Annotated in this window: 29 protein-coding genes; 11 read left to right on the top strand and 18 right to left on the bottom strand. The window is 65.6% G+C overall.

Annotated elements, in window-relative coordinates; genetic code table 11:
• Nucleotides 1-68: 68 nt before the first annotated feature.
• Nucleotides 69-1,001 (top strand): DUF1521 domain-containing protein, encoded by a 933-nt coding sequence (locus P3T42_RS21250; protein WP_429307151.1) that lies wholly within the window; start codon nucleotides 69-71, stop codon nucleotides 999-1,001.
• A gap of 132 nt (nucleotides 1,002-1,133) precedes the next feature.
• Here the strand turns inward: P3T42_RS21250 and P3T42_RS21245 are convergent, their stop codons facing one another.
• From P3T42_RS21245 to sctC, 17 genes are read right to left on the bottom strand one after another with little or no spacing between them, the layout of a single operon-like run.
• Nucleotides 1,134-1,559, bottom strand: coding sequence for a hypothetical protein (locus P3T42_RS21245; RefSeq protein ID WP_429307269.1), 426 nt, complete (start codon nucleotides 1,557-1,559; stop codon nucleotides 1,134-1,136).
• Nucleotides 1,559-2,857: a FliI/YscN family ATPase gene (locus P3T42_RS21240; RefSeq protein ID WP_429307150.1), complete on the bottom strand. Its 1,299-nt coding sequence runs from the start codon at nucleotides 2,855-2,857 to the stop codon at nucleotides 1,559-1,561. The genes P3T42_RS21245 and P3T42_RS21240 overlap by 1 nt, the downstream gene beginning before the upstream one ends.
• Nucleotides 2,858-2,895: 38 nt before the next feature.
• Nucleotides 2,896-4,974 (bottom strand): flagellar biosynthesis protein FlhA, encoded by a 2,079-nt coding sequence (locus P3T42_RS21235; protein ID WP_429307149.1) that lies wholly within the window; start codon nucleotides 4,972-4,974, stop codon nucleotides 2,896-2,898.
• Nucleotide 4,975: 1 nt separating this feature from the next.
• Nucleotides 4,976-5,716, bottom strand: coding sequence for an EscU/YscU/HrcU family type III secretion system export apparatus switch protein (locus P3T42_RS21230; RefSeq protein WP_429307148.1), 741 nt, complete (start codon nucleotides 5,714-5,716; stop codon nucleotides 4,976-4,978).
• Complete coding sequence (locus P3T42_RS21225; protein WP_429307147.1) at nucleotides 5,713-6,435, bottom strand: EscT/YscT/HrcT family type III secretion system export apparatus protein; 723 nt, start codon at nucleotides 6,433-6,435, stop codon at nucleotides 5,713-5,715. The genes P3T42_RS21230 and P3T42_RS21225 overlap by 4 nt, the downstream gene beginning before the upstream one ends.
• 2 nt (nucleotides 6,436-6,437) lie before the next feature.
• Nucleotides 6,438-6,713 carry a type III secretion system export apparatus subunit SctS gene (sctS, locus tag P3T42_RS21220; protein WP_429307146.1) on the bottom strand — a complete coding sequence of 92 codons (276 nt, stop codon included), beginning with the start codon at nucleotides 6,711-6,713 and terminating at the stop codon, nucleotides 6,438-6,440.
• Nucleotides 6,710-7,354 (bottom strand): EscR/YscR/HrcR family type III secretion system export apparatus protein, encoded by a 645-nt coding sequence (locus P3T42_RS21215; protein WP_429307145.1) that lies wholly within the window; start codon nucleotides 7,352-7,354, stop codon nucleotides 6,710-6,712. Before P3T42_RS21215 ends, sctS begins: the two co-directional genes overlap by 4 nt.
• Complete coding sequence (locus P3T42_RS21210; RefSeq protein WP_074297697.1) at nucleotides 7,351-8,322, bottom strand: FliM/FliN family flagellar motor switch protein; 972 nt, start codon at nucleotides 8,320-8,322, stop codon at nucleotides 7,351-7,353. The genes P3T42_RS21215 and P3T42_RS21210 overlap by 4 nt, the downstream gene beginning before the upstream one ends.
• Nucleotides 8,319-9,101 (bottom strand): FliH/SctL family protein, encoded by a 783-nt coding sequence (locus P3T42_RS21205; protein WP_074297695.1) that lies wholly within the window; start codon nucleotides 9,099-9,101, stop codon nucleotides 8,319-8,321. Before P3T42_RS21205 ends, P3T42_RS21210 begins: the two co-directional genes overlap by 4 nt.
• Nucleotides 9,095-9,670: a hypothetical protein gene (locus P3T42_RS21200; RefSeq protein WP_074297693.1), complete on the bottom strand. Its 576-nt coding sequence runs from the start codon at nucleotides 9,668-9,670 to the stop codon at nucleotides 9,095-9,097. Before P3T42_RS21200 ends, P3T42_RS21205 begins: the two co-directional genes overlap by 7 nt.
• Complete coding sequence (sctJ, locus tag P3T42_RS21195) at nucleotides 9,667-10,611, bottom strand: type III secretion system inner membrane ring lipoprotein SctJ (RefSeq protein WP_429307144.1); 945 nt, start codon at nucleotides 10,609-10,611, stop codon at nucleotides 9,667-9,669. Before sctJ ends, P3T42_RS21200 begins: the two co-directional genes overlap by 4 nt.
• Nucleotides 10,611-10,943, bottom strand: coding sequence for an acyl carrier protein (locus tag P3T42_RS21190; protein ID WP_429307143.1), 333 nt, complete (start codon nucleotides 10,941-10,943; stop codon nucleotides 10,611-10,613). The genes sctJ and P3T42_RS21190 overlap by 1 nt, the downstream gene beginning before the upstream one ends.
• A gap of 1 nt (nucleotide 10,944) precedes the next feature.
• Nucleotides 10,945-11,403, bottom strand: coding sequence for a tetratricopeptide repeat protein (locus tag P3T42_RS21185; protein ID WP_074297689.1), 459 nt, complete (start codon nucleotides 11,401-11,403; stop codon nucleotides 10,945-10,947).
• Between the two features lie 55 nt (nucleotides 11,404-11,458).
• The gene (locus tag P3T42_RS21180) at nucleotides 11,459-11,812 is read right to left on the bottom strand and encodes a hypothetical protein (protein WP_429307142.1); all 354 of its coding nucleotides are present in this window, start codon (nucleotides 11,810-11,812) and stop codon (nucleotides 11,459-11,461) included.
• A gap of 17 nt (nucleotides 11,813-11,829) precedes the next feature.
• Nucleotides 11,830-12,087: a hypothetical protein gene (locus tag P3T42_RS21175; protein ID WP_429307141.1), complete on the bottom strand. Its 258-nt coding sequence runs from the start codon at nucleotides 12,085-12,087 to the stop codon at nucleotides 11,830-11,832.
• The gene (locus tag P3T42_RS21170) at nucleotides 12,065-13,162 is read right to left on the bottom strand and encodes an FHA domain-containing protein (protein ID WP_429307140.1); all 1,098 of its coding nucleotides are present in this window, start codon (nucleotides 13,160-13,162) and stop codon (nucleotides 12,065-12,067) included. The genes P3T42_RS21175 and P3T42_RS21170 overlap by 23 nt, the downstream gene beginning before the upstream one ends.
• Nucleotides 13,152-15,146 carry a type III secretion system outer membrane ring subunit SctC gene (gene sctC / locus P3T42_RS21165; RefSeq protein ID WP_429307139.1) on the bottom strand — a complete coding sequence of 665 codons (1,995 nt, stop codon included), beginning with the start codon at nucleotides 15,144-15,146 and terminating at the stop codon, nucleotides 13,152-13,154. Before sctC ends, P3T42_RS21170 begins: the two co-directional genes overlap by 11 nt.
• A gap of 274 nt (nucleotides 15,147-15,420) precedes the next feature.
• On the opposite strand from sctC, the gene P3T42_RS21160 reads away from it, so the two are divergent.
• The 6 genes from P3T42_RS21160 to bfr all read left to right on the top strand — a co-directional run bounded on the left by P3T42_RS21160 (nucleotide 15,421) and on the right by bfr (nucleotide 20,307).
• A complete protein-coding gene (locus P3T42_RS21160; RefSeq protein WP_429307138.1) occupies nucleotides 15,421-15,891 on the top strand; it encodes a ribbon-helix-helix domain-containing protein in 471 nt (156 codons plus the stop codon).
• Between the two features lie 133 nt (nucleotides 15,892-16,024).
• Nucleotides 16,025-16,504 carry a hypothetical protein gene (locus P3T42_RS21155; RefSeq protein WP_429307137.1) on the top strand — a complete coding sequence of 160 codons (480 nt, stop codon included), beginning with the start codon at nucleotides 16,025-16,027 and terminating at the stop codon, nucleotides 16,502-16,504.
• A gap of 105 nt (nucleotides 16,505-16,609) precedes the next feature.
• Nucleotides 16,610-17,218, top strand: coding sequence for a hypothetical protein (locus tag P3T42_RS21150; RefSeq protein ID WP_429307136.1), 609 nt, complete (start codon nucleotides 16,610-16,612; stop codon nucleotides 17,216-17,218).
• 217 nt (nucleotides 17,219-17,435) lie between these two features.
• Nucleotides 17,436-18,035 (top strand): TIGR00645 family protein, encoded by a 600-nt coding sequence (locus tag P3T42_RS21145; RefSeq protein WP_074297675.1) that lies wholly within the window; start codon nucleotides 17,436-17,438, stop codon nucleotides 18,033-18,035.
• Between the two features lie 51 nt (nucleotides 18,036-18,086).
• Nucleotides 18,087-19,610: a fumarate hydratase gene (locus tag P3T42_RS21140; RefSeq protein ID WP_074297673.1), complete on the top strand. Its 1,524-nt coding sequence runs from the start codon at nucleotides 18,087-18,089 to the stop codon at nucleotides 19,608-19,610.
• Between the two features lie 217 nt (nucleotides 19,611-19,827).
• A complete protein-coding gene (bfr, locus tag P3T42_RS21135) occupies nucleotides 19,828-20,307 on the top strand; it encodes a bacterioferritin (protein ID WP_074297671.1) in 480 nt (159 codons plus the stop codon).
• Here bfr and P3T42_RS21130 read toward each other — a convergent pair.
• Complete coding sequence (locus tag P3T42_RS21130) at nucleotides 20,304-20,450, bottom strand: hypothetical protein (RefSeq protein WP_171991674.1); 147 nt, start codon at nucleotides 20,448-20,450, stop codon at nucleotides 20,304-20,306. The genes bfr and P3T42_RS21130 overlap by 4 nt on opposite strands.
• On the opposite strand from P3T42_RS21130, the gene murI reads away from it, so the two are divergent.
• The 4 genes from murI to P3T42_RS21110 all read left to right on the top strand — a co-directional run bounded on the left by murI (nucleotide 20,449) and on the right by P3T42_RS21110 (nucleotide 23,592).
• Nucleotides 20,449-21,360: a glutamate racemase gene (gene murI / locus P3T42_RS21125; protein ID WP_429307135.1), complete on the top strand. Its 912-nt coding sequence runs from the start codon at nucleotides 20,449-20,451 to the stop codon at nucleotides 21,358-21,360. The two genes, P3T42_RS21130 and murI, sit on opposite strands and share 2 nt — an antisense overlap.
• A 230-nt stretch (nucleotides 21,361-21,590) precedes the next feature.
• Nucleotides 21,591-21,827: a (2Fe-2S)-binding protein gene (locus P3T42_RS21120; protein WP_074297667.1), complete on the top strand. Its 237-nt coding sequence runs from the start codon at nucleotides 21,591-21,593 to the stop codon at nucleotides 21,825-21,827.
• A gap of 236 nt (nucleotides 21,828-22,063) precedes the next feature.
• On the top strand, nucleotides 22,064-22,795 hold the full coding sequence (locus P3T42_RS21115; protein WP_429307134.1) for an energy transducer TonB: 732 nt from the start codon (nucleotides 22,064-22,066) through the stop codon (nucleotides 22,793-22,795).
• Between the two features lie 65 nt (nucleotides 22,796-22,860).
• Entirely contained in the window at nucleotides 22,861-23,592 is a 732-nt protein-coding gene (locus tag P3T42_RS21110) for a MotA/TolQ/ExbB proton channel family protein (RefSeq protein WP_074297663.1), read from the top strand.
• Nucleotides 23,593-23,596: the final 4 nt, after the last annotated feature.

Here is a 23,596-nt window from a genome sequence, read left to right as displayed (position 1 = left end):
CATACCGTCGGCACCGCGGTTCCGGCTATCCAGCACACGCCGACTTCTTTCACCTCAGGATTCTCGACATGCAAGCAGCAATGCAAATCAACACCTCGGTTCTCTCGTTCCAAAACAACATGGACGCCCATCGCTCTGTCGGCAACCGCGCATCGTCGCCGCTGCCGCTTGCCGCAGGGTCCAATGGTGCCCGTAATCTGGCGAGCCAGATGTCCAACATGATGGGCGGCTTCTCGAAGACGTCGTTCTCAATCTCCAGCCAAACCGCCGGCAATGGCCGGACCACCACGTTCTCCGCGCAGGGCACCATCATCAATCGCGCTCAGGCAGCGAACCCGCAACCGATGCGCCCGGGCAGCAATTGCAATCCATCCGGCTACGGCAACAGCAGCCGCACCAACAGCGGCTTTGCCAATCAATCGCGCGGCTGCGACCGCACGCCGTCGATCGACCATTGCGGCTGCAACAACTCGGGCAGCACCAACCAGGCGCAGTGGAGCAACACGGCAGTCTGCAACAATAAGGCCAGCATCAACCTCGGCGACTACAAGCTCGACTTCGACAAATCCAATTCGACGATGGTCATGACCAACAATACAACCGGCGACAAGACCATGATCTATGGCGATCCGCATCTCACCCAGCACCAAAGCGGTTCCAATTCCAATTCGTCGACTGCGATGTTCAACGGCCCGATGACGTTCACGCTGCCCGACAACACCAAGGTCACCGTCAATTCCCAGCCGGACCCCAAGAACAAGTCGATCTCGTACGCGGATCAGGTGACGATCACCCGCGGCAATCAGGCCTATGAGGTCACGGGCTTGAGCGCGCAGGACAAATCAGGCTTGAGCGTGCAGAAGAGCAACAACGGCCGCGCGCTCGATGCCGCCACACCGGACGGCTTCACCCTCGTGGCCGCCCGCGACGGCAGCGGCTTTATCAATCCCGCCACCGGCAAGGAAGCGACGCCGGACGAGATCAAGAAGGCCAACACGTAAGCAGACCGTACGATGAGGGGGCAACTGCATCTGTCATTGCCCCCGATACATGCCGCACGCACGATCGACGCATGAGTGCGGCATCGAACCGCCCTACGAGTGCCCCCTGTTCCCGTGCGTGCCGTAGCCGCCCTAGTCTTGCGTACCGTCGCATGCGGCGCGCGCGACGGCCGTTCGCCAGCGCTGCTGCACGTCGTCATGGCGCACCCTCTCAACCTGCCAGGCACGCAGCGCTTCGCTCGTTTCATCGCGTGCCGCCGCGTGCGCGTGCTGCGCGTCGGCCAGGTGCCGCTGCAACACCGGTGTCGACGCATCGTGCGCACGCAGCGTCGCATGCCACTGGCCGCCGCCCCGTCGATCGTGCCGGCAAAACGCGAGCATGCGCTGTCGCGCATCGGCATGGTGTTCCAGTGCAGCCACCCGCTGCGCCACCTCATTGGCAGCCCGCCGCTCGTGGCGGCGCGCGTCGGCCAGCGCACGCAGCCGGCGGCGCACCCGCAAGCCGCGCACCCGCGCGAGCAGCCGCCACAGATCCGCCTCCTGTGCCGCGCTGCGCATCACACCGGGGGCGCATCGGCGCACAACTCGCGCAGCAGCGCGCGCGTTTCGACCCACGGACTGCTGCGGTCGTACGGCTGCCGCAAAAAGCGCTGGATCTCGGGGCGCAGGTCGATCGCGAGATCCGTCCCGGTGTCGTTACCCCGTTCGTATTCGCCGATCTGCAACAACATTTCGACCTCCTCATAACGTGCCAGCCAGTCGCGCACGCGGTTGGCGTCGGCGCGCTGCGCGGCATCGGCGACGCGGTTCATCAGGCGGCTGCGGCTGCGCAGAATGTCGATCGCGGGATAGTGACCCGCCGCCCCCAGTTTCGACGATAACTGGATGTGCCCGTCCAGCAGCGAGCGCGCCTCTTCCGCGACCGGATCGGACAGGTCCGTCTCGTCGGCGAGCACGGTATAGAACGCGGTGATGCTGCCCTGCTCCGTCGCGCCGGCCGCTTCGATCAGCCGCGGCAACTGCGCGAACACGCTAGGCGGAAAGCCGCCGCGCAACGGCGGCTCGCCGACCGCAAGGCCGAGTTCGCGCAAGGCGCGCGCATAGCGCGTCAACGAATCGAACAGCAGCAGCACGTTGCGTCCCGTGGCGCGCAAGTCCGCCGCGACCTTGGCCGCGAGTTCCGCCGCCTTGATGCGCTCCGCGGCGGGGCGGTCGGACGTCGCGGCAATCACGATCGTCGAGCCGCGCCGGCGCTCGAGATGGTCGTGAATGAATTCCGCCACCTCGCGGCCCCGCTCGCCGATCAGTGCCACCACGATGGCGTCGGTTGAAGCACCGTTCGCGATCATGCCCATGATCGTGCTCTTGCCTCCGCCCGCCGGCGCGAAGATGCCGGTGCGCTGGCCGACGCCGCAGGTGAGCAGCGCGTCGATCGCGCGCACGCCGGTGACAAACGGTGTGGCGATGACCGGCCGCTCGAGCGGATTGAGCGTCGTCCCGGCCGCCGCGTGCGCCGCCGCGTCGGTCGCCAGCGGCACCGGTGCAGGCGCGCCGTCGAGCGGGTTGCCCAGACCGTCCACCACCCTGCCGAGCAGACCCGCCGCATCGAACGTGCCCCACGCCGAACCGCAGCCTTGCACCTCGGTGATGTCGGACAGACCCGCGAGGCCGGCGAGCGGCATGACCAGGGTGCCGTCGTGCGCAAAGCCGACCACCTCGCCGTATTGCGACTCCAGCGTATCCGGGCGCACGAGCCGCACCCTCTCGCCGATGCGCAGCGACACGCCCACCACCCGCGCCACCACGCCGCGCGCTTCGATCACCCGCCCGCGCAACGCAGGCGTTGAACTCAACACGGGCACCTCGTCTCCAGACAATTGCAGGTTGCGCCGGTTCATAACGCACCCAGGGTTGCGATCGCATGAATACGATAGACGTCCAGCGGAATCTCTTCGATCGCCAGCACCTCGATGCGCCGGCCGAAGTCGCGCAACAAGCGCGCAAGGTGCGGACGCAGCACGGCGTTCGTGACGATCAGCGCAATTCCGGCGAGCTCCTCGGCAAAGATCTCCTGCGCGCGGCCCAGTTCTTCCGCGGACAACACGCACTGCGGCTCACCGTCGGCGCCGCTGCGGATCTGCGCTTCCAGGCCGGCCTCCCATGCCGGATCCAGCACCGCCGCCGTGAGCGTCCATGTCTCGAGGTCGGCGTAGCCGCGCACGATCTGCCGGCCAAGCTGGATGCGCGCCTCCCGCACCATCCGGTCGAGCGTGCGCTCACCGGCCGGCACGCGGACGACGGCTTCGAGAATCGCGCGCAGATTGCGAATCGGCACGCGCTGCTGCAGCAATTGCCGCAGCACGCCGGCAAGCTGCACCGTCGTCGCGGCCTGCCCTGCCTGTGCCACCAGCTCGCGAAATTCGATACCCAGTTGATCGAGCAGGAAGCGGGTCTCCTGGGTGCCGAGAAAATCGGCGGCCGAGCGTTCGCAGACCTCGCCCAGGTGATCGCACAGCGCCTCGTCGACGCTCGCCTTGAGGATCTCCGGATCCTTGATCGACACCGCCGTGGCGTTCGGCACCCAGACCGATTTGGCGGCGCGCGGCCGGTAGCCTTCGACGCCGTCGAACCCGATCGCGTCCTCCTCGCCGCTCAGCAGCGTATGTCCGGCCACCAGCGTGCCGCTCGCATAGGGCACGTCCTCGATGTCGACGATGTAGCGCTCCGGAGCGAGCCGCCCATCGCGCAGCAACGCGAGACCCGGAAACGGCAGACCCAGCTCGATCATCAGACGGCGGCGCAACTGGCCGAGCTGCCGGTTCAGCGCCTCGGGCCGCAACGCATCGAAGGCCTTCAGGCCGAGCCGCAGCCGCAAGCTCGCACTGGTGCCCAGTTCGACGTCGTCGAGAATGCGCGGCACGTAGTTGCCGCCGTCGCGTGTCATCTCCGGCATCAGCGCGCGCTGCGAGTTCGTCGCCAGCGCGGCGTTGCGCATCAAGGTCAGCGCGAGGGTCAGCAGCAGCGCGCCGGCCACCATGAACTGGATATGCGGAAAGCCCGGAATCGCCGCGAGAGACAGGCACGCCACGCCGGCCATGCCGATGGCTTTCGGATGCGTCGCCAGTTGCCGGTAGATGTCGCCGCCGAGGTGCACGTCCTTGCCGTCGCCCGCGGCGACGCGGGTCACCAGCACGCCCGCCGCCACCGACACGATCAGCGAGGGAATCTGCGACACCAGCCCGTCGCCGACCGTGAGAATCGTGTAGGTATGCAGTGCATCGCCGAACGACATGCCGCGCTGCGCGATGCCCACCGCCAGGCCGCCGACGATATTCACCAGCGCGACGACGAGCCCCGCCATCGCATCGCCCTTGACGAACTTCATCGCACCGTCGAGCGAGCCGTAGAAATACGTCTCGCGTTCGAGCGCCGCGCGCATCCGGCTCGCCTGCGCGGCCGTCACCACGCCGTTGCGCATGTCGGCGTCGATGCTCATCTGGCGGCCGGGAATGCCGTCGAGCGTGAAGCGCGCGGCCACTTCGGCCACGCGGTCCGCGCCCTTCGCGACCACGATGAACTGGATGGCGGCCAGCACGACGAACACCACCAGCCCGACGGCGACATTGCCGCCCACCACCAGTTGACCGAAGGCGCCGATGATCTGGCCGGCATGCGCATGCAGCAGGATCATCTTGGTCGAGGCAATCGCCAGTGCGAGGCGCAGCAGCGTGGTGATCAGCAGCAGCGACGGAAAGCTCGCGAGCTCCGCCGCCTTCGACACATACAGCGTGGTCGTGAGCATCGTCAGACTGGCGGCAAAGCTCACGCAGATGAACAGATCGAGCGCGAACGGCGGCACCGGCACGATCAGCAGTGCCAGCACGGCAAGCATGCCGACGCCGACCGCGAGATCCGCGTGACGCTCGAATAAGGCCGACAGATCGTAGCGGCTAAGAATGGAACGGTTCGACATGTTATTGACCAAGCTCCCGATGAAGCGCGCGGCGACGGCTTTTCACGTAGGGGTCGCCTTCGTCGTCGCGGTATTCACGTTTGATTTCGTTCTTGTCCATGCGCAGGCCGCGCAGCCACAGAAAGCGCTGGATGAAATAGTCGGCGGCAGCGAGCGCGATCTGCGACGCCACCATGGAGACGAGCAGGTGCGAGTGCGACATCGCGATGTAGCCGAGATGAACCGGCAACGAGAACGTCCACATGGGCGCAAGTTGCCGCAACCATGCAAGGAGCGCCTGCACGAACAGATACAGCAGGATCGCAAACTGCAGCAGCGTCAGCAGCGTGTCCCACAGCAGGCGCAGGCTGAACATCTGCTTGAGCCCGTTGACAGGATTCAGGCGTTTCACATCCGGTGCGATGCGTTTGAACGCCAATGTCCCGCGCGTCTGCGCCAGTTCCGGCACCAGCACCGCCAGCGCACCGACGCCCAGCGTGCTCAGCACGGTGGGCAGGCACGCGCTGAGGAGCGCGAGCGTCGACGCCAGCCGCTCGTCGAACGGGCGCGCGCCATCCAGCGTCGTCACCTGCAGGATCAGCCGTGTGCCCAGCGCATAGAGACGCGGCGCCTCGATGAACAGATACAGCCACCAGCACAGGCCGCTTGCCACCACCGTCAGGTGCGTGCTCCTCGCGATATTGCCGTCCTCGCGGGCGCGGCGAATCCGTCTGGGGGTTGGGGCTTCGCTCTTGTCGCTCATCGCAGATGGATCACGTGATCGAAGGCGGTGCGCAACTGCACGAACAGCGCGGGCACACTGAGCACCGCGGCAAACGACAGGACCATGGCCTTGACCGTGCGGGCGGTGGCAAACGGGTTGAGCCGTTTCGCATGCCGCGACATCAGCCCGAATGCAACGTCGATCAGCAGCATGAGGCCGAGCAACGGACTGGCGAGCCGCACGCCTTCGCTGAGTGCGTCGGCGAGATCGCGCAGCGCGAATTGCCGGAACACGTCGACCAGATCGACGCGCCACCGTCCCGGCGGCCACAGCACCCAGGCATCGGTGAAGAAGCCGAACAGGAGCGGCAAGCCCGGCCCCGTGAACATCGTCAGCGCGGCAAACTGCAGAAACAGCGTTTCAAACAACGCCGCTTCCTGCTGGAAATGCGGATCGTAGACGGCCGCGCTCGCATAGCCGCCCTGCTGGTCGAGCACGGCACCGGCCGCGCTCGCCGCATGAAAGACGGTGCCGAGCAACAGGCCGAGCGCCACACCGGTCGCCGCCTCGGCACAGATGGACAGCATCAGGTGCGGCGGCCAGCCGGCCTGTTGCGGCAGCATGGCGAGCGCGAGCAGCAGCGGCAGCCGCAACGCCTTGCCGAGCGAGCCGCTCTGACCAAACGGAATCAGAAACAGCGCCACCGCTGGCCGGATCGTGCAGAACGCAAAACCCTCGAGATAGCCGATGTCGTTCATGCTCACTGCAGACGCCCCGCCGCGATGAAAGTGAAGACATGGGCGAGAAAACGCGCGAGTTCGCGGCTCGCCCACGGCGCGGTCACCATCAGCACCGCGCCGACGCAGATGATCTTGGCGCCGTACGGCAAGCTTTGATCCTGAACCTGCGTCACCGACTGCAGGAGTCCGAGCAGCAAGCCCACCAGCGTCGCGACGGCGAGCGCGGGCAGCGACAGCCAGAACACCAGCATGAGCGCGTCGCTGGACAGGGTGGTGAGAGAAGGGACACCGTTCATTTTGCATAACTGACAATAAGGCCGTGCATCAGCTTCGACATGCCTGACACGGATACGAAGATGAAAAGCTTCAAGGGAATCGACACCGTGCTCGGCGACAGCATCATCATGCCCATCGCGCTCAGCACGTTGGCGACCACCAGATCCACCACCAGAAAGGCGATATACAGCAAAAATCCCGCCTCGAATCCGCTCGAGATTTCGCTGATCAGAAAGGCTGGAATCAGCAACTGCAAGTCGGTCTCGTGAGCGTCGCGCTGCGGATCGATGCGCTTCGCGGCAGCGACGAGAAACGCCCGCTCGTCGGGCCGCGAATGCGCCAGCATGAATTCGCCAAGCGGGCCGCGTAGCGCCTGATACAGCTCGGTGGCGCGCGGCATGACCAGTTCGCCGCTGTCGCCGGTCGGCAGCGCAGCTTCGATCTTTGCGAGGGTCGGCGCCATGACGACCAGCGTCGCCGCGAGCGCGAGACCCGAGATCACCAGGTTGCTCGGCGCCTGCTGCACGCCGAGCGCCGAGCGCAACAGCGTCAGCACGATGCTGAACTTCGTGAACGAAGTGGTCATCGTGACGGCGAGCGGCAGCAGGCCCAGCATGAAGAACAGGCTGACGACCTGGAGCGGGTCGAACTGGGCGGTCATGCCGGCAGGTCCTCATGGGTCATGCGGGTCACGCGCACGCCGAGCGAACCGTCGATGTCGATCAGTTCGCCGCGCGCAAACGGAATGCCCTGACACAACAGGGTGACGGTTCGCTCGCGCGCGGGCAGCCGGAACGCGACGATCGATCCCTGGCGCAGATGAGCCAGTTCCGCGACCGATAACGACAGGGTGCCGAGCACCGCGTCGAAGGCGAACGTCAGGGAGTCGATCGGCAGCAGTTCGCTGGTCACTTCGACGGGGGCAGGTTGCTCATTCATGACTTGGTCTATCAAGGTGTACTCCTCAGTGAACTTCAGCAAAATCCGGCACGCGCCCAATCGCAACGGCGCGCGCAGGTAACAGGAATCGCGGTCGAACAGCAGCACGTCGCCTGCCGCGACCTTGCGCAGGCGCGGCAGCGACATCGACGGGCCGGCTGCGCAGACCGGCAAGCGGACTTGCAGCCGGCCGAGCAGCGCATCGCTGGACGGCGGCGGCGGTGAATGCAGCCGCAGCCAGGCATCGACCGCAGGACTGCTAAACGAGAAATGGGCAACCCGGCCGCTCCCGACATGCGTCACGGCAATGCCGTATGCGCCGGCCGGCGGGACGGCGTCGCCGGCAATCCCGGTGAGGTCGATCGTGAAGCCGAACAGGCCTTCGAGCGCACACAACCAGTCGCTCAACGCATCGGCGACGTGCGTCAGCGCCGTATCGCCGCGCGTACCGATCACCGCGGGCGTCAGTTCCGGCAGCAGCGCGCCGGCATCGCACGCGGCGCTGAACGGCCCTTGTGCCGCCACGCCGGACAGCAGCAACGGATAGCGCGCCCGGCACGGTTCGAACGCCAGCGTGAAGCGGCGGCTGCCGACGCGCACCGCCCGCGGCCGGCCGAAATGCCGGATGGCCAGGTTGTGGCGCTCCGCATCCACCAGGGCGAGGGTCTCCAGGTCCGGCCAGACGATCATGCCGCCTCCCGCGCGAACGGCCGCTGCACCACGCGCCCGGTGTTTGTCACAAGGGGCGGCGTGGGTAGCGGCGCAGGCGGAGCCGCCGCCAGCAAAGCCAGCGTCTCGCGGACACCTTGCCCAATCGTGTCGAGCCGCGTGCGCCCTGAACCGTCAGCCACGTCATAGCGGCGCAGCACCGCTGCCACCCCCTCGCGGATGCCCTGCTCCAGCGCCCGCAACTGCACTTTCAGACCGCCGTCGATCACGCCGGCCTCGGTTTCGATGACGCACGAATGGGCCGGCAAGCCGGCATCGGCCAGCACGACGCACAGCGGCGCGCCGAGCTCCTTTTCGACGGCTGCAATCAGCCGCGTCGCTTCATCGAACACAGTGGGCGCCACGCGGACGGAGATGAGCCGTTGCGATTGCGAGACGGCGACCGCGCGGCGCAACTGATTGGTCAACGCGGCGGACGGCGGCAGCGCGCCGACGATATCGGTCACCGCGGCCAGCACGATTTGCGTCAGCCGCTCCTCGAGACGATGAGCGGCAAACGCGACCACCGCCGCCCGCGCGGCCTGTTCGCGCAGCGCCGCCGCCTTGCCGGCCGCGTGGCCGCGGCGCCATGCACGGCGTTTCAGTTCGCGACCCCGCGTCCCGAGGCGCACGCGTTCGAGCGCGGCCGCGGCGGCGCGCTCCGCTTCGACGGCACGCAGACCTTCGAGCGATTTCAGTTCGAGCGCGCTTATATGTCCGTCCGATTCGATGCGCCATTCGCCCATTCGACAGATCAGCATGGCCGCCCCTCCATCAAACGCCGCGCGTCGGTCACGAGTTCGCGTGCCTCGAGCGGCGACAGTCCGTGCAGGTGAAAGCGCCCGGCGGCCTCGGCGATCTCGCGCGGCAAGCGCAGGCTCCACCAGAAGGCATAGCGCGAGTCGGCGGCCGCCTGCATCGCCACCGCCAGTCCCAGCGCCGTCATGTCGCGCCGGCTGAACAGCGACGGCGCCGGTTCGACGTTCAGGTCGGCCGCACCGGCGCGCGGGTGCCGCTGGATGGCAACCAGCAGGCTCGGCGCGACGCCGGCCGCGAAGGCAGCGCGAGCCTGTGCGGCGACCACGCGGCGCAACGAAGCGGCGAACCCAAGGGCCGCGGCGATGCGGCACAGGCGCGCGCACGCCGGCCGCGGCCAGAGCGGCAGCGCGGGCGGAACGTCGGCGAGGGCCACCTGAACCAGTTGCGGATAACTTCTGAACAGGCTGGCGTGAGCAGCGCGCGCAGCCCGTTCGTGATGGATCGGCCGCCCGGATTCGAGCCAGCTGTGATGCGCCCAGTAGGCGGGCGCGCAGGTATAGGCGTGTTTCATGGGTTCTCTCCTCGGCCGGTTACGGACCTGGGCGTGTCGGCGACAGCTTCCGCAGTGCCTTCGCCGGGCGCCGCCCCGTCTGCGTCGGACTCCTCATTACGCTCGTGCGGCCGGGGCATGCCCGGCTCGGTCCTGGCGCCCGCCCCGCGCGCGTTCCGCTTCATTTTCCGCGTCAACCAGGTGCGTGCCCCGGAGTTCCAGAACCACAGGAAGCCGGCCACGATCATGACGATCACGGCCAACACGCACAGCATCGTCGTCGCGCGCGCGGCCCCCGTGCCGCCGTCGTTGCGGCAGGTGGTGACAGCGACCCCGCCGGCCGCATTGGCGACGTCGACGCCGTCCGCGCAGTTGCCCGGAAAGGTCAGCACCGGCGTCACCGCCAGCAGCGTCAGCGACACCCGCGCGGGTGTCAGCCCTTCGACGCTGCCGGCCACCAGCGCCCGAATCCGGTCGCGCATCGGTTCGAGGTTGTAGTCGCTGCGGTAACGCATCATTACGGACGCCGAGGGCGGCGTGTCCTGGGTCGCATCGAGCGGATCTTTTTCGGGCAGCACGATATGCACGCGGGCGAGCAGCACGCCGTCCATCTTTTCGAGCGTCTCGGACAGTTCCTGCGACAGCCCATAGACGTAGAGGACGCGGTCCTCCTCGGGGCTCGAAATCAGCCCCTGACGCTTGAACAGTTCGCCGAGATTCGCGTGACCGCCGCGCGGCAACGCATACGCGCTCGCCAGCTCGGTGGCGACCACCGCGTCGGCGTCGTCGACCGAGATGTTCCAGCTCTGGTCCGCGTTGCGCTCCTTGTAGCCGTTGATGCCGTGATGGCTCAACGCAGCGATGATGCGGTTGGCCTGGTCCTCGTCCAGGCCTTCGAAAAGCGAGGTTCTGCAGCCGGCGAGGAGCAACAGGAGCGGCAGCAGGATCAGGGCGCGCCGCATCAGCTTCGCTGCGTAAGCGTCTGGATCGAGGTGCCGACCACGTCGGCCACGCGTACCGTCATCTGCACCTGCACCTCAAAGGCGTTCAGGTCGACCTGAAGACGCAACAGGTCGCTCGTCGAGAGGCCGCCGGAGCCGATCCGGTCAAGGTGCTGCGACAGTTGCTGCGTCGAGGTGTCCTGCTTGTCCTGCGCGCTCGCCAGCAGACGCTCGAGCGGTGAGACACCCGCACCGGCTCCATCCGCGGACGTGCCGCCTACTGGAGACACCGGAGAGACGGCGGACAGCGCGCCGGTTTGCACCGGAACGATAGTGACAGGGGGTTGCAACATATCAATGCCCGTTTCGAATAGTCAGTCGTTCAAGGGTTGAAAAGGGAGCGGCGGCAGGTTCGACCTGCGCGGCGCGAGCGGCGCGGCTATGGCGCGCGCATTCGGGCAGCTTCAGGAACGCCGCGGCCATCGAGGCGGCGCCGGGCTCATCGCCATCCGCCACGCTCATCAGCGTGCGTGCGCCCAGCGCGTAATGGCCTTCGAACACCTGGCACACACCGAGCCACGCGCGCGCCAGCGTGCTCTCAGGCACGGCTTCCACCGCGCGGCCGAACAGCAACGAGGCACTGCGATAGTTCTCGCGGTCGAGCTCGACCAGACCCAGCCCGAGGTACGGAAAAGCCCGCCGCGGGTACAGCAGCGCCAGCCGGTCGAACAGGTAGCGCGCTTCGTCGAAGCGTCGATAGATCCGGGCGTAATGGCCGATCGAAATCAGCAGTTCCAAGGTGTCGTCCTGCATCTGCAAAGGCTCCCGAAGACGCCGCGAGGGCGTCTTCGTCCTGGTTAGAGAAGCGTTAGTGGGTGGCCTTCGCGGTGTCCTTCTGCGTATCGCCCACGCCCTGGATCAGATTGGTGCCGAGCGAGTTGTCCGTGTTCATTTCGGTCACCGCCTGCTGGAGTTTCAGCATGTCGGTGTTGCCCTGCGTACCGCCGACGCCGTTGCCGCCCTGCTGCGCACCGCCGCCACCTTGCACTGCCTGCTCGGCTTGACTGACGTTGGCGTTGTCCTTCTGGAGTTTCGCCAGCACGGCGGCGAGAATGTTCGCTGTCGAAATGCCGCCGCTCGCGTTCGTCCCCGTTGCGCCCTGGCCGCCGGCAAGGCCGTTGCCGCCCAGGTTCGGGGACATAGTCGGGTTGATCGTATTCATAATTTGCATTCCTTAGGTTAATTGCGCGCGTTTCTGAAGCTGACGCTTCGCTCCACCACCTGTCGAGCCGCGCGCAAACACTCGACAAGCAGAATCAGTTCTTTTTTCACCACCGGCGTAGCGGTCAACAACGCGTCGTTCACACGCTCGATCTCAGCCGTCAGGCGGGCTTCGATCGTCGCGCGGCCGGCGCCGCCGCCTTCGGCGAGTTGTGCTTCGATCGGCAGATCGGTGCAGCCACCGAGCATGCTTTTAGCGACAGATTTTTTGTCCATGGTCAGCATCCGTAAAAAATTCGTAGACCGAACCGTCGTCGTCGCGCGTCACGTCCGCCGCGCATGTCGAGATGGCCGTGATCCGCCCGAGCGGCAGCCGGGCGCCCACGAAGTAGCGCACGCCCTGTCCGTCCGTGAGCCAGACGGCATGACGGCTCGCCAGCAGATTCAGGCCGAGCGCGTCGAGCGGTACGCGCACCCGTGCGCCTGGCTGGACGTGGCCGGGAAACACGACCTCGCGCAAACCGCCGATCTCGGCGCGCGCCAGCCGTGCAACGCGTGCGTAGTCCCACGCCTCCGGCGACAGAAAACCATGATCGTCCGGCAGCGTCGCCGTGAACGCACCGGGCGCGGCGGCGTGCAGCTCGGCCCCGCGGTAGTAGCGCGCGAGGAAGTCGCCGAGCTGCTCCTGCAACTGGTCGAGCACGAGCACATGCATGACCGGCGCCCGTTGCTGCGACCAGGCGCTCGCGGTCAACGCGGAGAGATCGGCGGCCGACTGCACGTAGCCCTCGTAGACGAGCGCCCCGGTCTTTGGGTCGAGATGCGTCGTCACCAGCCGGAACGCATCGTTGCTGCGCGCCGGATGCGCAGTCCCGGCAAACTGACTCGCTGCTAGCCACGCCAGCAGCGCGAACACAGGCGGCATGGCCAGGACGGCCGCCTTCGTCACGGGCGACGCATCGGCGCAGCGTTTGGCCACATACGCAAGCGGCGCATAGCGCAGCAGGTAGGCCCGCTCAGCGTTGCGCGCCAGCGTCGCGTCCGGCGCATCGCGGCCCGTGAACTGGAAGGTCACGACACCCACGGAAAACCACGCGCCGCGCTGCAACAGCACGCGCCGTCCCGGCGCGAGCGCGCGGCCGAATACCGCGACGTGCGCGTGCTGGGCCAGCAGCGCGAGCGACACCCCGCGAGATTCGACGGTGACGTGCTGCGCTTCGACGCCCTCGTCAATCACCATCAGGTCCGCGTCCGCGCCGCTGCCGATGCGCACCAGCTTGCCGGATGACAGCACCACTTTCGCGCCGGCGTGCACGCCGTCCATGACTACGATGAGCGCATCAGCGGTCATGGCGGCTCTCCCACGGCATCTCGTGCGCCGGCGGCAAGCCAGGCGGACTCGACGGTAACGACGTCGAAGTGGGCGAGGCACCCGGTGCAGCGCGCGACGCCATGTCCCGCAACGCGGCGTTGACATCGGCGTCGGCACCGACGCTGGCGCCGGCGGCGGTCGGGGCCGTGTCGCCCAGCGCGGCGTTCGAGGTCGCTTCCCCCTCACCCGAGCGTTGCTTGAGGCGCGGCGTGATCAGGATCAGGCGCTCGAGGCGCTCGTGGGTCGTCTGCGTGTCGCGAAAGAGCGCGCCGAGATACGGCACGTCGCCGAGCACCGGCACTTTCGACGTCGTCTTTTGGCTGCGCTCGTACTGGTAGCCGCCGATCAGCAAACTCTCGCCGTCGCGCACGACGGCCTGGGTGACGACCGAATGGTTGTCGACCTCCGGAATGCTGTCCACCGACGCCGTCGTATTGAACGAGCCGTCCTCGATCTGGATGTTGAGGCGGATATTGCGGCGCGGCTCGCCGGTCGATTCGACGCTCGGCGTCACCTTCAGCGTCAGCCCCGTGTCGATGTTGAAGAGATCGACCGCCTGGTTGCCCGCGACGCGCACATACACCGAACTGCGCGAGGTCAGCGCCGCTTCCGTGTTGTTCAGCGTGAGGACCTGCGGGCGCGACAGTACCCGCGCCTCGCCGGTATTCTCCAGGGCCTGGATCCGGGCGAACAGGTATTGCGCCGAATTGCCGACCAGCGTCGCGAGATTCAGTCCGCTCGCCGCGCTGGCCGCCGTCGCGAAGCTCGGGGCGCCCAGGCTCAGCGGCGCGCTCGCGGTCCCCGACGCGCCATTGATGCGTCCATTCGCGCCGCCCCAACTGACACCCAGCGAGCGCGCCGCATTCGACGAGACGTCGATCACCACCGCGTCGATCTCGACCAAGTCCTGCGGTTGGTCGAGCATCGCAATGGCGCGCTCGTAGTTCGGCATCATCGAAACGATGTCGCTGATGACCACCGAGTTGCTGCGCTGGTCCGCGACGATGTTGCGCCGCGCGGGGGTCACGGCGGGCTGCGCGGTGTCCGTCGCGGGCAGCGGCACGGCCGTGTCGTCGCCGGCGGCCGGCGCGGCGCCGAGCCCCAGGCCAAGCAGGCTGGGCAGCGGCGGCGGGCCGCCGCGGGCGTCGCGGGCCTCGGCGCGCGGCGCGGCGCGGGGGTCGGCGCGGGGGTCGTCCGTGCGCGAGCGGGCGGCGCGCGGCGTCGTGGCCTGCCAGGTATCCGTCATCAGCCGGCTCAACAAGGTCGCCACGCCCGGCATGACCTGCTCCTGCGAACCGACCGTATAACGCACGTCCTGCGCTTGCGCATAGCGCAGCGGGAAGACACGGATCACCGTCGCATCGAATGACGGCTCGACGGTGGTCTGCCGTTGCGCCTTGTCGACCGCATCGGCCACCGCGTCGACGAATTTCGAGGGGCCCGCCACCTTGACGGTGGTCGCCGAGTAACGGATCGGCAGGCGAGCGTCGTCGAGATCGAGGTTGCGCAGCAAGGACGCGACCGCCTCGCGGGTCATCGGCGCAAACGGGATCACCCGGCTACGCACGTCCGCAGCAGTCGAGACATGCATCGCCTTGCCGTCGAAATACCAGACGAGGCCATAGGCCTCCACAAGCTGGGTGAAGACATTGCCCGGCGTATCGTCGAAGCGCCCATTGACCGCACCTTTCACGTCCCGGCCCACGTCCGCGCTCAAGCCTTCGACGGCCAGCACGTCGCGCAACACATCGGGCAGCGGTGCGCCGGTCACCGCGTAGTGAAGCGGCGCGCCATGCCAGATCGGCGTCGCCGCGTCCGCTGCGGGCATCGACAGCACCGCCCACACCACACCGAGCTGACCCGCGAAGTGCTGCATGGCGACCCGGCGCATGCACGGCGGCAAGGGCCGCGGCCGGCCGTGGCTCTTCCTGATGGTCGAATCGTTGCGCCCGTTCATAAGCATGAAAAATTCCTGGCTACGTTTTGTTGGCTACGTTGACCAGAAATTTAATGGCGCTTCAATCGGCTCAGGTCATACAGATGTATGACTTTGACAAACGCTCAAACACGGCGGTATCACCCCCCTATTCGCTTGACTGTCTGAATTCCAGTACGCAGCATCCGTCCGCGATCGAATTCATCAAGCATGATTCATTTATCCCGAAATAGAGCAAATTCGCACCTCACATAAGTCTTATACCTGTATTACCCACCTCGCCGGCGTAGAGCGAGGATTGATGGACCGCTTAATTAATTCGATCCATCATGGCAAACAGCATCTTCGATCCAAACGGTATAAACCAGATTTTTCTAAAATTAGACGTCGCATTTTCCGGCTTCGAGTCCGAAATAGCAGCTTTAAGCTCCACAATTCCTACGTGCGTACCCACATGCGGATGACACGGTATTGCAACTTCACTCCGCAGCTTGCAAGGCCACGGTTGCGCTCTGTCAGAATCAACGGATTCGCGACCTGTCTCCGACTTGAGGAAATCTATTGGCGAATCATCGAGGAAATTGCCCGCCAGGAATCTTTAACGGTAGGAAAACTGATATCGAAATGGGCACTTGAAATTGATATGACGCAAGAAACGATCTGCAATTTCACAGGATTTATCCGGATCATTTGCGTGACCCAAATCCTCGAACAGAAACATCCGATCGACCTGAAGACGATAGACCCCGCGGCGCTGCCCGCTCCACTTTAATCAAAGATGAGGAGATTTATCCGAAATGAGCTAATTTTCTTCTTCGCATGACAAAGGGCGAGTACTCAAACATTACGCTCGATTCCGCGCAAGGGAATCAAGGCGATTCAATTACCCATCACAAGGATTATTCATGTGCAACACGATCAATAACATCTACACCAGTACACCGGCCGACATCGCCGATATGCCGACAATGCGACCAAACCTCCCGCAGACCGACATGGCCCGCAATTCCGTGCAGGTGTTCTCGCCCGACGGCGCAGCTGGGTTGGGCCGTGCGCATATGCCCATGGGAGAGGGCGAGCAGGGCCTCGCGCCTACGCGGCACGCTCACCACGCGACCATCGACGGCGGCGGCGCGACGCCGCAAGCAGGTAACGCAACCCAGCAGGACGCGGGCAACGGCAACGGCAACGGTACAGGTAACGGCATGTCGGGATTGGTGGGCCAGATCATGAACATGCTCCAGTCGTTCGTTTCCGCTGTCGCACCGCTGCTCTCCATGTTCTCGTCAATGGTCGGCGGTATGGGGGGTGCAGGCGGTATGGGCGGTGCAGGTGGCATGGGCGGCATGAGCGCGATCGATGCCGGCGGAGGAGCCGACGCTTGACACAGCCCTGACAACAGCCGGTCGTCGCTGTGACGCCGGCCGCGCCAAGGGGCGGCGTGACGCCTCGCCGCCCCGTTTTACATCCGCTCATTTCCTCAGGACGCAATGAATCTTTTCCGCGGGCCAGGTCCCCTCGACCAGCGACGCCTCGACGACCTCATCCGACGCTCCAATGCGGAGCGTTACCCGGCCATTACCGACTTCGTCGACGGCGGCCATCGCCGCATCGGAGCGGCGCTGCGCAGTGTCGCGCCGCCGGACGCAACCGTGCAGCGTTTCCTCGACGAACTGCGGCTGATGGAGGATTACGTCGGCACCTCTTACCGCGTCTCGCAGATCACCTCCAGCGGTCTGGCCGCGCTGCAGAGCCCCCTGCGACGTCACTTTGCCGACCGCGGCGCGCAGTGCGCCTTCGTGCTGCCGGGCGATGCCGCAGCATGGGCGGCGCGCGCGGCCGAGGCACGCCTGCGCGAGGGCGCGTACCGGCTCTTCTCGATCTTCGACGAATCGGTCCCGCAGAAGAATCTGTCGACGGCGCACTGCGCCGGTCAGGTTGCCGTGCCGCCGGCGACGCCTTTGCGGCTAAAGACGCTGCGCATCGTGGCCGGCGAGGGTTCACGAGGTCCCGGCAAGGCACGTGTCATCGCGCACTTCGCACGCTCGGATCAAGCCTGCGGCGCCCCCTGCGATCTATACAGCGGCACGCCGCACTGAACCGCCCAGTCGCGGCGCTCGCGAGCGCCGCCGGCGAAAGCATGCGGCGGGCTGGCGACGGCGCGTCGTGTCGCATCGACGAGATTGCCCGTCTCCACGAGCTTGCCCCGGGTGTCGCTGTACAATAGCGCGCCTGCCGCGAGCTTTCCCGGTGTGCCTGGCGCGCCGGCGCGCCGCCCCCGCTTTCAGCCCGGTTTCATCGCCCTGATTCTTGCCCATGTCCGCTCCGCGCTCCGCCTCCGCTGGTAACCCGCGCCGCCCGATGCGCCCTATCCCGTCGCTCATCTTCATGAGCCGCTGGCTGCAGTTGCCGCTTTACCTCGGGCTGATCGTCGCGCAAGCGGTCTACGTCGTCCTGTTCGTCAAGGAAGTCTGGCACCTGGTCACGGCCTCGATGACGCTCGACGAAACCAACGTCATGCTGGTCGTACTCGGCCTGATCGACGTGGTGATGATCTCGAACCTGCTGATCATGGTGATCATCGGCGGCTATGAAACCTTCGTCTCGCGCCTCGGCGTCGAGGGTCATCCGGACGAGCCCGAATGGCTCGATCACGTCAACGCCGGCGTGCTGAAGGTGAAGCTCTCCATGGCGCTGATCAGCATTTCGTCGATCCACCTGCTGAAGACCTTCATCAGCCCCGACCAGAATACGACGCACACCATCATGTGGCAGGTGATCATTCATCTGGCGTTCCTGCTGTCCGCGGTCGTGATGGCCCTCGTCGACCGTCTGACCACGCATACGCACCCGGCCCATTTTCACGAGCCGGCGCGCGAGCAACCCGTTTCCCCTCCCCTGAAGGCGCAAGACTGAACGCGCATTGCGATCGGTACGACAAGCGCCATTGTCCCCACAGAGCTAGCCATGACCGTCATCAAACAGGAAGATCTGATTCAGAGCATTGCTGATTCGCTTCAGTACATCAGCTACTACCACCCGCTCGATTACATCCAGGCCCTCGGCCGCGCCTACGAGCTCGAACAGAGCCCGGCCGCCAAGGATGCGATCGCGCAGATCCTCACCAACAGCCGCATGTGCGCCGAAGGCAAGCGCCCGATCTGCCAGGACACCGGCATCGTCACGGTGTTCGTGAAGGTGGGCATGGACGTGCGTTGGGACGGTGCGACGATGAGCGTCACCGACATGATCAACGAAGGCGTGCGCCGCGGTTATCTGAACCCGGACAACGTGCTGCGCGCGTCGATCGTGAGCCCGCCGGAAGGGGCCCGCAAGAACACCAGGGACAACACGCCGGCCGTGATCCACTACGAGATCGTGCCGGGCGACAAGGTCGACGTGCAGGTCGCGGCCAAGGGCGGCGGCTCGGAGAACAAGTCGAAGTTCGCCATGCTGAACCCGTCGGATTCGATCGTCGACTGGATCCTCAAGACCGTGCCGACCATGGGCGCCGGCTGGTGTCCGCCGGGCATGCTCGGCATCGGCATCGGCGGCACTGCTGAAAAGGCGATGCTGATGGCGAAGGAATCGCTGATGGATCCGATCGACATCCAGGACATCATCGCGCGCGGCCCGCAGGACTGGATCGAAGAGCTGCGCATCGAGTTGCACGAGAAGGTCAACGCGCTGGGCATCGGCGCGCAAGGTCTCGGCGGCCTCGCCACCGTGCTCGACGTCAAGATCATGGCGGCGCCGACGCATGCTGCTTCGAAGCCGATCGCCATCATCCCGAACTGCGCGGCCACCCGGCACGCCCACTTTACGCTGGACGGCACGGGCGTCGCGAAGCTCGAAGCACCGTCGCTCGACGCATGGCCGAAAGTGCAATGGGAACCGGATACGGAAAAGAGCCAGCGCGTCGATCTGAACACGTTGACGCCGGCCGAAGTCGCCGCATGGAAGCCGGGCCAGACGCTGTTGCTGTCCGGCAAGATGTTGACGGGCCGCGACGCTGCGCACAAGCGCATCGCCGACATGCTCGCCAAGGGCGAAAAGCTGCCGGTGGACTTCACCAACCGCGTGATCTATTACGTCGGCCCGGTCGATCCGGTGCGCGACGAAGCGGTCGGCCCGGCTGGCCCCACCACCGCCACGCGGATGGACAAGTTCACCGAGACCATGCTGTCGCAAACAGGTCTCATTTCGATGATCGGTAAAGCCGAGCGCGGTCCGGTCGCCATCGAAGCCATCAAGAAGCACAAGGCGGCTTATCTGATGGCTGTGGGCGGCGCGGCGTACCTCGTGTCGAAGGCGATCCGCAGCGCCAGGGTGCTGGCGTTCGAAGACCTCGGCATGGAGGCCATCTACGAGTTCGACGTGCAGGACATGCCGGTGACAGTGGCAGTCGATTCGAACGGCACCTCGGTCCACCAGACCGGCCCGAAGGAATGGCAAGCGAAGATCGGCAAGATTCCGGTCGCGACGGTTTAACACCCGCTCTGCTACCTGGTTCAGGTCAGGTCTTGCGCCCGCTGTCTGATGGCATGAAGCCGGGACCCGCGGTCCCGGCTTTTTCATTGATGCGGCGCCGGGCGGTCATGGTTCGCCGTTCGTATGTGTCAAAAGATGTTGCGATCCTTGGCTTTTTCGGATCGGGCGTTTATTGTTGTTGAAAATCGTATTTCAGAGCCCCCACAAGGAAAAAACCATGCAAGGCGACAAGAAGGTCATCGAATATCTGAACTCGCAGTTGAAGAACGAACTGACTGCGATCAACCAGTACTTTCTGCACGCCCGGATGTACAAACATTGGGGCCTCGAAAAGCTCGGCAAGCATGAGTACGACGAATCGATCGGCGAGATGAAGCACGCCGACTGGCTGATCGAACGCATCTTCATGCTAGACGGCCTGCCCAACCTGCAAGACCTGCACAAGTTGCTGATCGGCGAGGAAACCAAAGAAATCCTCGAATGCGATCTGAAGCTCGAGCAGATTTCGCAGAGCACCTGCAAGGAAGCCATCGTGTACTGCGAATCAGTACGCGATTTCATCTCGCGCGAAATCTTCGTGAAGATTCTCGACGACACCGAAGAACATATCGACTGGCTGGAAACGCAACTGGACCTGATCGACAAGGTCGGCATCCAGAACTACCAGCAAAGCGGCATGGGTTCGATCGAATCCTAAGCGGCGCAGCCCGCGCGCGGGTTCAACGCGCTGCGCGGGCTGGGTCGTTCCAGTTCGAGTTTGAGTTCGCCCTTGCGTTTGAATGTACCCTTGCGTTGTTTGCCCCAGCCCGTGACCCTGTCCGTGCCCTTGTCCGTTTCCATGACTGCACCCATGCCTAACGCTTCGTCAGACGCAGGTCTTACCGTGCCCCTCGCGCGCGCTGTCGTCGAGCCTCAGACAGGCTGTGCGCCGGTAGGTGTGTTCGATTCGGGCCTGGGCGGCCTGTCGGTACTGCGCGCGTTGCGCGCGCAAGTGCCGGACGAATCGATCATCTATGTCGCCGACTCGCTGTACGCCCCGTATGGTGAGCGCGACGACGACTTCATCGCCGACCGCACACTCGCGATCGGCCAGTGGCTCGTCAAGCAGGGCGCCAAGGTGCTGGTGGTAGCGTGCAACACGGCGACGGCTCAATCCATCGCGCTGGTACGCGAGCAACTGAGCATTCCGCTGATCGGCGTCGAGCCGGGTATCAAGCCCGCTGCCGTGCAATCGAAAACCCGCGTGGCCGGCGTCCTCGCCACCCAGGTGACGCTGCGCAGCGCCCGCTTTCAGGCCCTGCTGGAACGCTATGCCGCCGACTGCCGTTTCCTCTGCCAGCCGGGCCACGGCCTCGTGCAAGCCATCGAACGCTGCGACGTCGGTTCGGCCGAACTGCGCGCGCTGCTCGACAGCTATCTGCAGCCCATGCTCGATGCCGGCGCCGACACGCTCGTGCTGGGCTGCACGCATTACCCGTTTCTCGACGCGGCGATCCGCGATATCGTCGGCGAGCGCATGACGCTGATCGACACCAGCGTCGCCATCGCGCGCCAACTGGAGCGCGTGCTCGACCAGCACGGCTTGCGCAGCGAACCCGGTCGTCCGGCCGATCTGCCCCGTTTTTGCTCGACCAGCGACGGTGCGCATCTGCAACAGCTCGCCGCCACCCTGCTGCATATCGAGGCGCCCGTGGAGCGCGTCGTGATCCCGTCGCGGCGCACGGTCGCGCCGGATTCCCAGGCGGCTTGAACCGCGCCGCCGGCAAGTCTCTCACCCGATCTCCGGGCATCGCCCAGCCCACCCGCGGCCCCCGTCCACCGCCAATCCGGCCGGTGCGGCCCCATCCAGCCCCATCCCCCGAATCCGGGGTATCCCTCCTAACAGGCTGGTTTTGTTACAAAAATTCCCGCAGGACGCTTGCCAAATGCATCAAACAAAATGATAATAATTCGCATTAACGTTAGCTATTGCGCCCAACCATGATTGTCTGCGTGTGCAAATCTGTATCCGACCGGAAGATCCGTGCCTCGATCGCGGAAGGCGTCGATTCGTTCGACGAACTCCAGTTCGAGCTGGGCGTCGCCACCTGCTGCGGCAAGTGCGAGGAGTCCGTGCGCGATGTCATGGCGCAAAGCGGCGTCTGCGCGAGCCGTTGCGGGGTCGAACATCACGCGCATCCGGTTCCGCTCACGTTTTACGAGCGCAAGGCCGCCTGATCCTGCCGGCACGGCGCTCGCCGTGCGCCTGAGTCCGCCGCGGCCTCACGCTTTAGTCCACTGCCGTCAGCAAGCCAGTACACGTTACCAGCCAGCTACCGCTCACCCCGTAACCGGAGTTCGAGATGGAATTGCTGATTGGTTTCGTGACCACACTGTGCATTTCGCTGCTGATATTCCGAAAATGACGTTGCTTTGTCGTAGACCCGGTATCGACGGCGCGCGGTCGCGCTAACATGCGCGCCTCGCAGTCCGTCCCGGCCGGCTTCGCGCCGGCGCCTTCCAGCCGCATGAATTCCCGCACCGTCAAAGCGACCGCCGCGGTCGCCGCTATCCACGTCGCCCTGCTCGCGGTGGTCCTGAGCGCCCGCACTACCCCGCCGGCTCGCCCGCTCGAATCGCGCACGATGACCGCCGAGTTGCTGAGTCCCGCGCCCGTCGCTGCACCGGTCGCCCTGCAGTCACTCGCTCCGCCGCCGCCCAAGCCCACGCCGCCGGTCCCGCACACCAAACCCAAGGTGCGGCCGACGCCCAAGCCCACACCGGCACCGCTGCCGGTGGCGGCGAGCCCGTCGCCCACAGCGCCCGCCCCCGCGCCATCCGCGCCGCCGGCGCCGACCGCTCCTGCTGCGCCGCCGGCCGCCGCGGCCGCGCCCGCGATCGGCCGTCCGACGATGGAAATCACCGCGCCGAAGAACGTCTCGCATCTCGACTGCAATATCGCCAAGCCCGACTATCCGGCCCTCTCGCGGCGCCGCGGCGAAACCGGTACGGCTTACGTGCGGTTCGTCGTCGGCCTGACCGGCAACCTCGAGAACGTCGAGCTGAAAAAGAGCAGCGGCTACGACCGGCTCGACGACGCCGCGCTGGCCGCCGTCAAGGCGAGCTCATGCAAGCCCTATCTCGAGAACGGCGTGCCGATCCGGGCGGCCTACACGCAGCCCTACCAGTTCGGCCTGAGCGACTGAGCACTGAATCATCGGGCCGCTCGCGCGAGCGAACGGCTGAAGCAGACTTTAAAAAAGGAATGGCAATGCAGAATTACGGTTTAGCCCACGTCTGGGCACAAGGGGATTTCGTGACGCGCGGCATTGCGCTCGCGCTATTGATCATGTCGGTGCTGTCGTGGAGCGTGATCGTCATCAAGGCCTGGAACGTGATGCGTCTCAAGCGCCTGACGAAGAACGCCGAACAGTCGTTCTGGCATTCGGACGATCTCTCCGATGGCGTGCAGAAACTCGGCGCCGGCGCTTCGTCGCCGCAGGACAACCCGTTCCTCGCGCTCGCGCTGTCGGGTCAGGAAGCCGCCGATCACCATCATCAGACGCAACCGCATCTGCACGACCGCATGGACGTGTCGGACTGGGTCACGCGTTGCCTGAAAGACACCATGGACGACAGCATCGCGCGCATGCAGAGCGGCCTCGCGATCCTCGCCTCGATCGGCAGCACGGCGCCGTTCGTCGGTCTGTTCGGCACGGTGTGGGGCATCTATCACGCGCTGCTGGCGATCAGTGCGAGCGGCCAGAGCTCGCTCGACCAGGTGGCGGGTCCGGTCGGCGAAGCGCTGATCATGACCGCGTTCGGTCTGTTCGTCGCGATTCCCGCCGTGCTCGGCTATAACGCGCTGACCCGTGCGAACAAGGCGATCGTCACCAAGCTGAACCGCTTCGCCCACGGCCTGCATGCATTCTTCGTGACGGGCGCGCGCCTGTCGTCGTCCAAGCGCGGCGACGGCCTGCGTCTCGCCACGCGCACTCACTGATCAG

Origin of the sequence: Paraburkholderia sp. GAS38 (assembly GCF_050434965.1) — a bacterium.
GTDB classification, from domain to species: Bacteria; Pseudomonadota; Gammaproteobacteria; order Burkholderiales; family Burkholderiaceae; genus Paraburkholderia; species Paraburkholderia phenazinium_A.
Note: the sequence above shows the minus strand (reverse complement) of the source record. Positions and strands in the feature narration are given on the sequence as shown.

What these genes read in the sequence shown, in the direction of transcription:
- P3T42_RS21250 (WP_429307151.1), top strand. Translation starts at nt 69, where the DNA reads ATGCAAGCAGCAATGCAAATCAACACCTCGGTTCTCTCGTTCCAAAAC.
- P3T42_RS21245 (WP_429307269.1), bottom strand. Translation starts at nt 1,559, where the DNA reads ATGCGCAGCGCGGCACAGGAGGCGGATCTGTGGCGGCTGCTCGCGCGG.
- P3T42_RS21235 (WP_429307149.1), bottom strand. Translation starts at nt 4,974, where the DNA reads ATGTCGAACCGTTCCATTCTTAGCCGCTACGATCTGTCGGCCTTATTC.
- P3T42_RS21230 (WP_429307148.1), bottom strand. Translation starts at nt 5,716, where the DNA reads ATGAGCGACAAGAGCGAAGCCCCAACCCCCAGACGGATTCGCCGCGCC.
- P3T42_RS21225 (WP_429307147.1), bottom strand. Translation starts at nt 6,435, where the DNA reads ATGAACGACATCGGCTATCTCGAGGGTTTTGCGTTCTGCACGATCCGG.
- sctS (WP_429307146.1), bottom strand. Translation starts at nt 6,713, where the DNA reads ATGAACGGTGTCCCTTCTCTCACCACCCTGTCCAGCGACGCGCTCATG.
- P3T42_RS21215 (WP_429307145.1), bottom strand. Translation starts at nt 7,354, where the DNA reads ATGACCGCCCAGTTCGACCCGCTCCAGGTCGTCAGCCTGTTCTTCATG.
- P3T42_RS21210 (WP_074297697.1), bottom strand. Translation starts at nt 8,322, where the DNA reads ATGATCGTCTGGCCGGACCTGGAGACCCTCGCCCTGGTGGATGCGGAG.
- P3T42_RS21205 (WP_074297695.1), bottom strand. Translation starts at nt 9,101, where the DNA reads ATGCTGATCTGTCGAATGGGCGAATGGCGCATCGAATCGGACGGACAT.
- P3T42_RS21200 (WP_074297693.1), bottom strand. Translation starts at nt 9,670, where the DNA reads ATGAAACACGCCTATACCTGCGCGCCCGCCTACTGGGCGCATCACAGC.
- sctJ (WP_429307144.1), bottom strand. Translation starts at nt 10,611, where the DNA reads ATGCGGCGCGCCCTGATCCTGCTGCCGCTCCTGTTGCTCCTCGCCGGC.
- P3T42_RS21190 (WP_429307143.1), bottom strand. Translation starts at nt 10,943, where the DNA reads ATGTTGCAACCCCCTGTCACTATCGTTCCGGTGCAAACCGGCGCGCTG.
- P3T42_RS21185 (WP_074297689.1), bottom strand. Translation starts at nt 11,403, where the DNA reads ATGCAGGACGACACCTTGGAACTGCTGATTTCGATCGGCCATTACGCC.
- P3T42_RS21180 (WP_429307142.1), bottom strand. Translation starts at nt 11,812, where the DNA reads ATGAATACGATCAACCCGACTATGTCCCCGAACCTGGGCGGCAACGGC.
- P3T42_RS21175 (WP_429307141.1), bottom strand. Translation starts at nt 12,087, where the DNA reads ATGGACAAAAAATCTGTCGCTAAAAGCATGCTCGGTGGCTGCACCGAT.
- P3T42_RS21170 (WP_429307140.1), bottom strand. Translation starts at nt 13,162, where the DNA reads ATGACCGCTGATGCGCTCATCGTAGTCATGGACGGCGTGCACGCCGGC.
- sctC (WP_429307139.1), bottom strand. Translation starts at nt 15,146, where the DNA reads ATGCTTATGAACGGGCGCAACGATTCGACCATCAGGAAGAGCCACGGC.
- P3T42_RS21160 (WP_429307138.1), top strand. Translation starts at nt 15,421, where the DNA reads ATGGACCGCTTAATTAATTCGATCCATCATGGCAAACAGCATCTTCGA.
- P3T42_RS21155 (WP_429307137.1), top strand. Translation starts at nt 16,025, where the DNA reads ATGTGCAACACGATCAATAACATCTACACCAGTACACCGGCCGACATC.
- P3T42_RS21150 (WP_429307136.1), top strand. Translation starts at nt 16,610, where the DNA reads ATGAATCTTTTCCGCGGGCCAGGTCCCCTCGACCAGCGACGCCTCGAC.
- P3T42_RS21145 (WP_074297675.1), top strand. Translation starts at nt 17,436, where the DNA reads ATGTCCGCTCCGCGCTCCGCCTCCGCTGGTAACCCGCGCCGCCCGATG.
- P3T42_RS21140 (WP_074297673.1), top strand. Translation starts at nt 18,087, where the DNA reads ATGACCGTCATCAAACAGGAAGATCTGATTCAGAGCATTGCTGATTCG.
- bfr (WP_074297671.1), top strand. Translation starts at nt 19,828, where the DNA reads ATGCAAGGCGACAAGAAGGTCATCGAATATCTGAACTCGCAGTTGAAG.
- murI (WP_429307135.1), top strand. Translation starts at nt 20,449, where the DNA reads ATGACTGCACCCATGCCTAACGCTTCGTCAGACGCAGGTCTTACCGTG.
- P3T42_RS21130 (WP_171991674.1), bottom strand. Translation starts at nt 20,450, where the DNA reads ATGGAAACGGACAAGGGCACGGACAGGGTCACGGGCTGGGGCAAACAA.
- P3T42_RS21120 (WP_074297667.1), top strand. Translation starts at nt 21,591, where the DNA reads ATGATTGTCTGCGTGTGCAAATCTGTATCCGACCGGAAGATCCGTGCC.
- P3T42_RS21115 (WP_429307134.1), top strand. Translation starts at nt 22,064, where the DNA reads ATGCGCGCCTCGCAGTCCGTCCCGGCCGGCTTCGCGCCGGCGCCTTCC.
- P3T42_RS21110 (WP_074297663.1), top strand. Translation starts at nt 22,861, where the DNA reads ATGCAGAATTACGGTTTAGCCCACGTCTGGGCACAAGGGGATTTCGTG.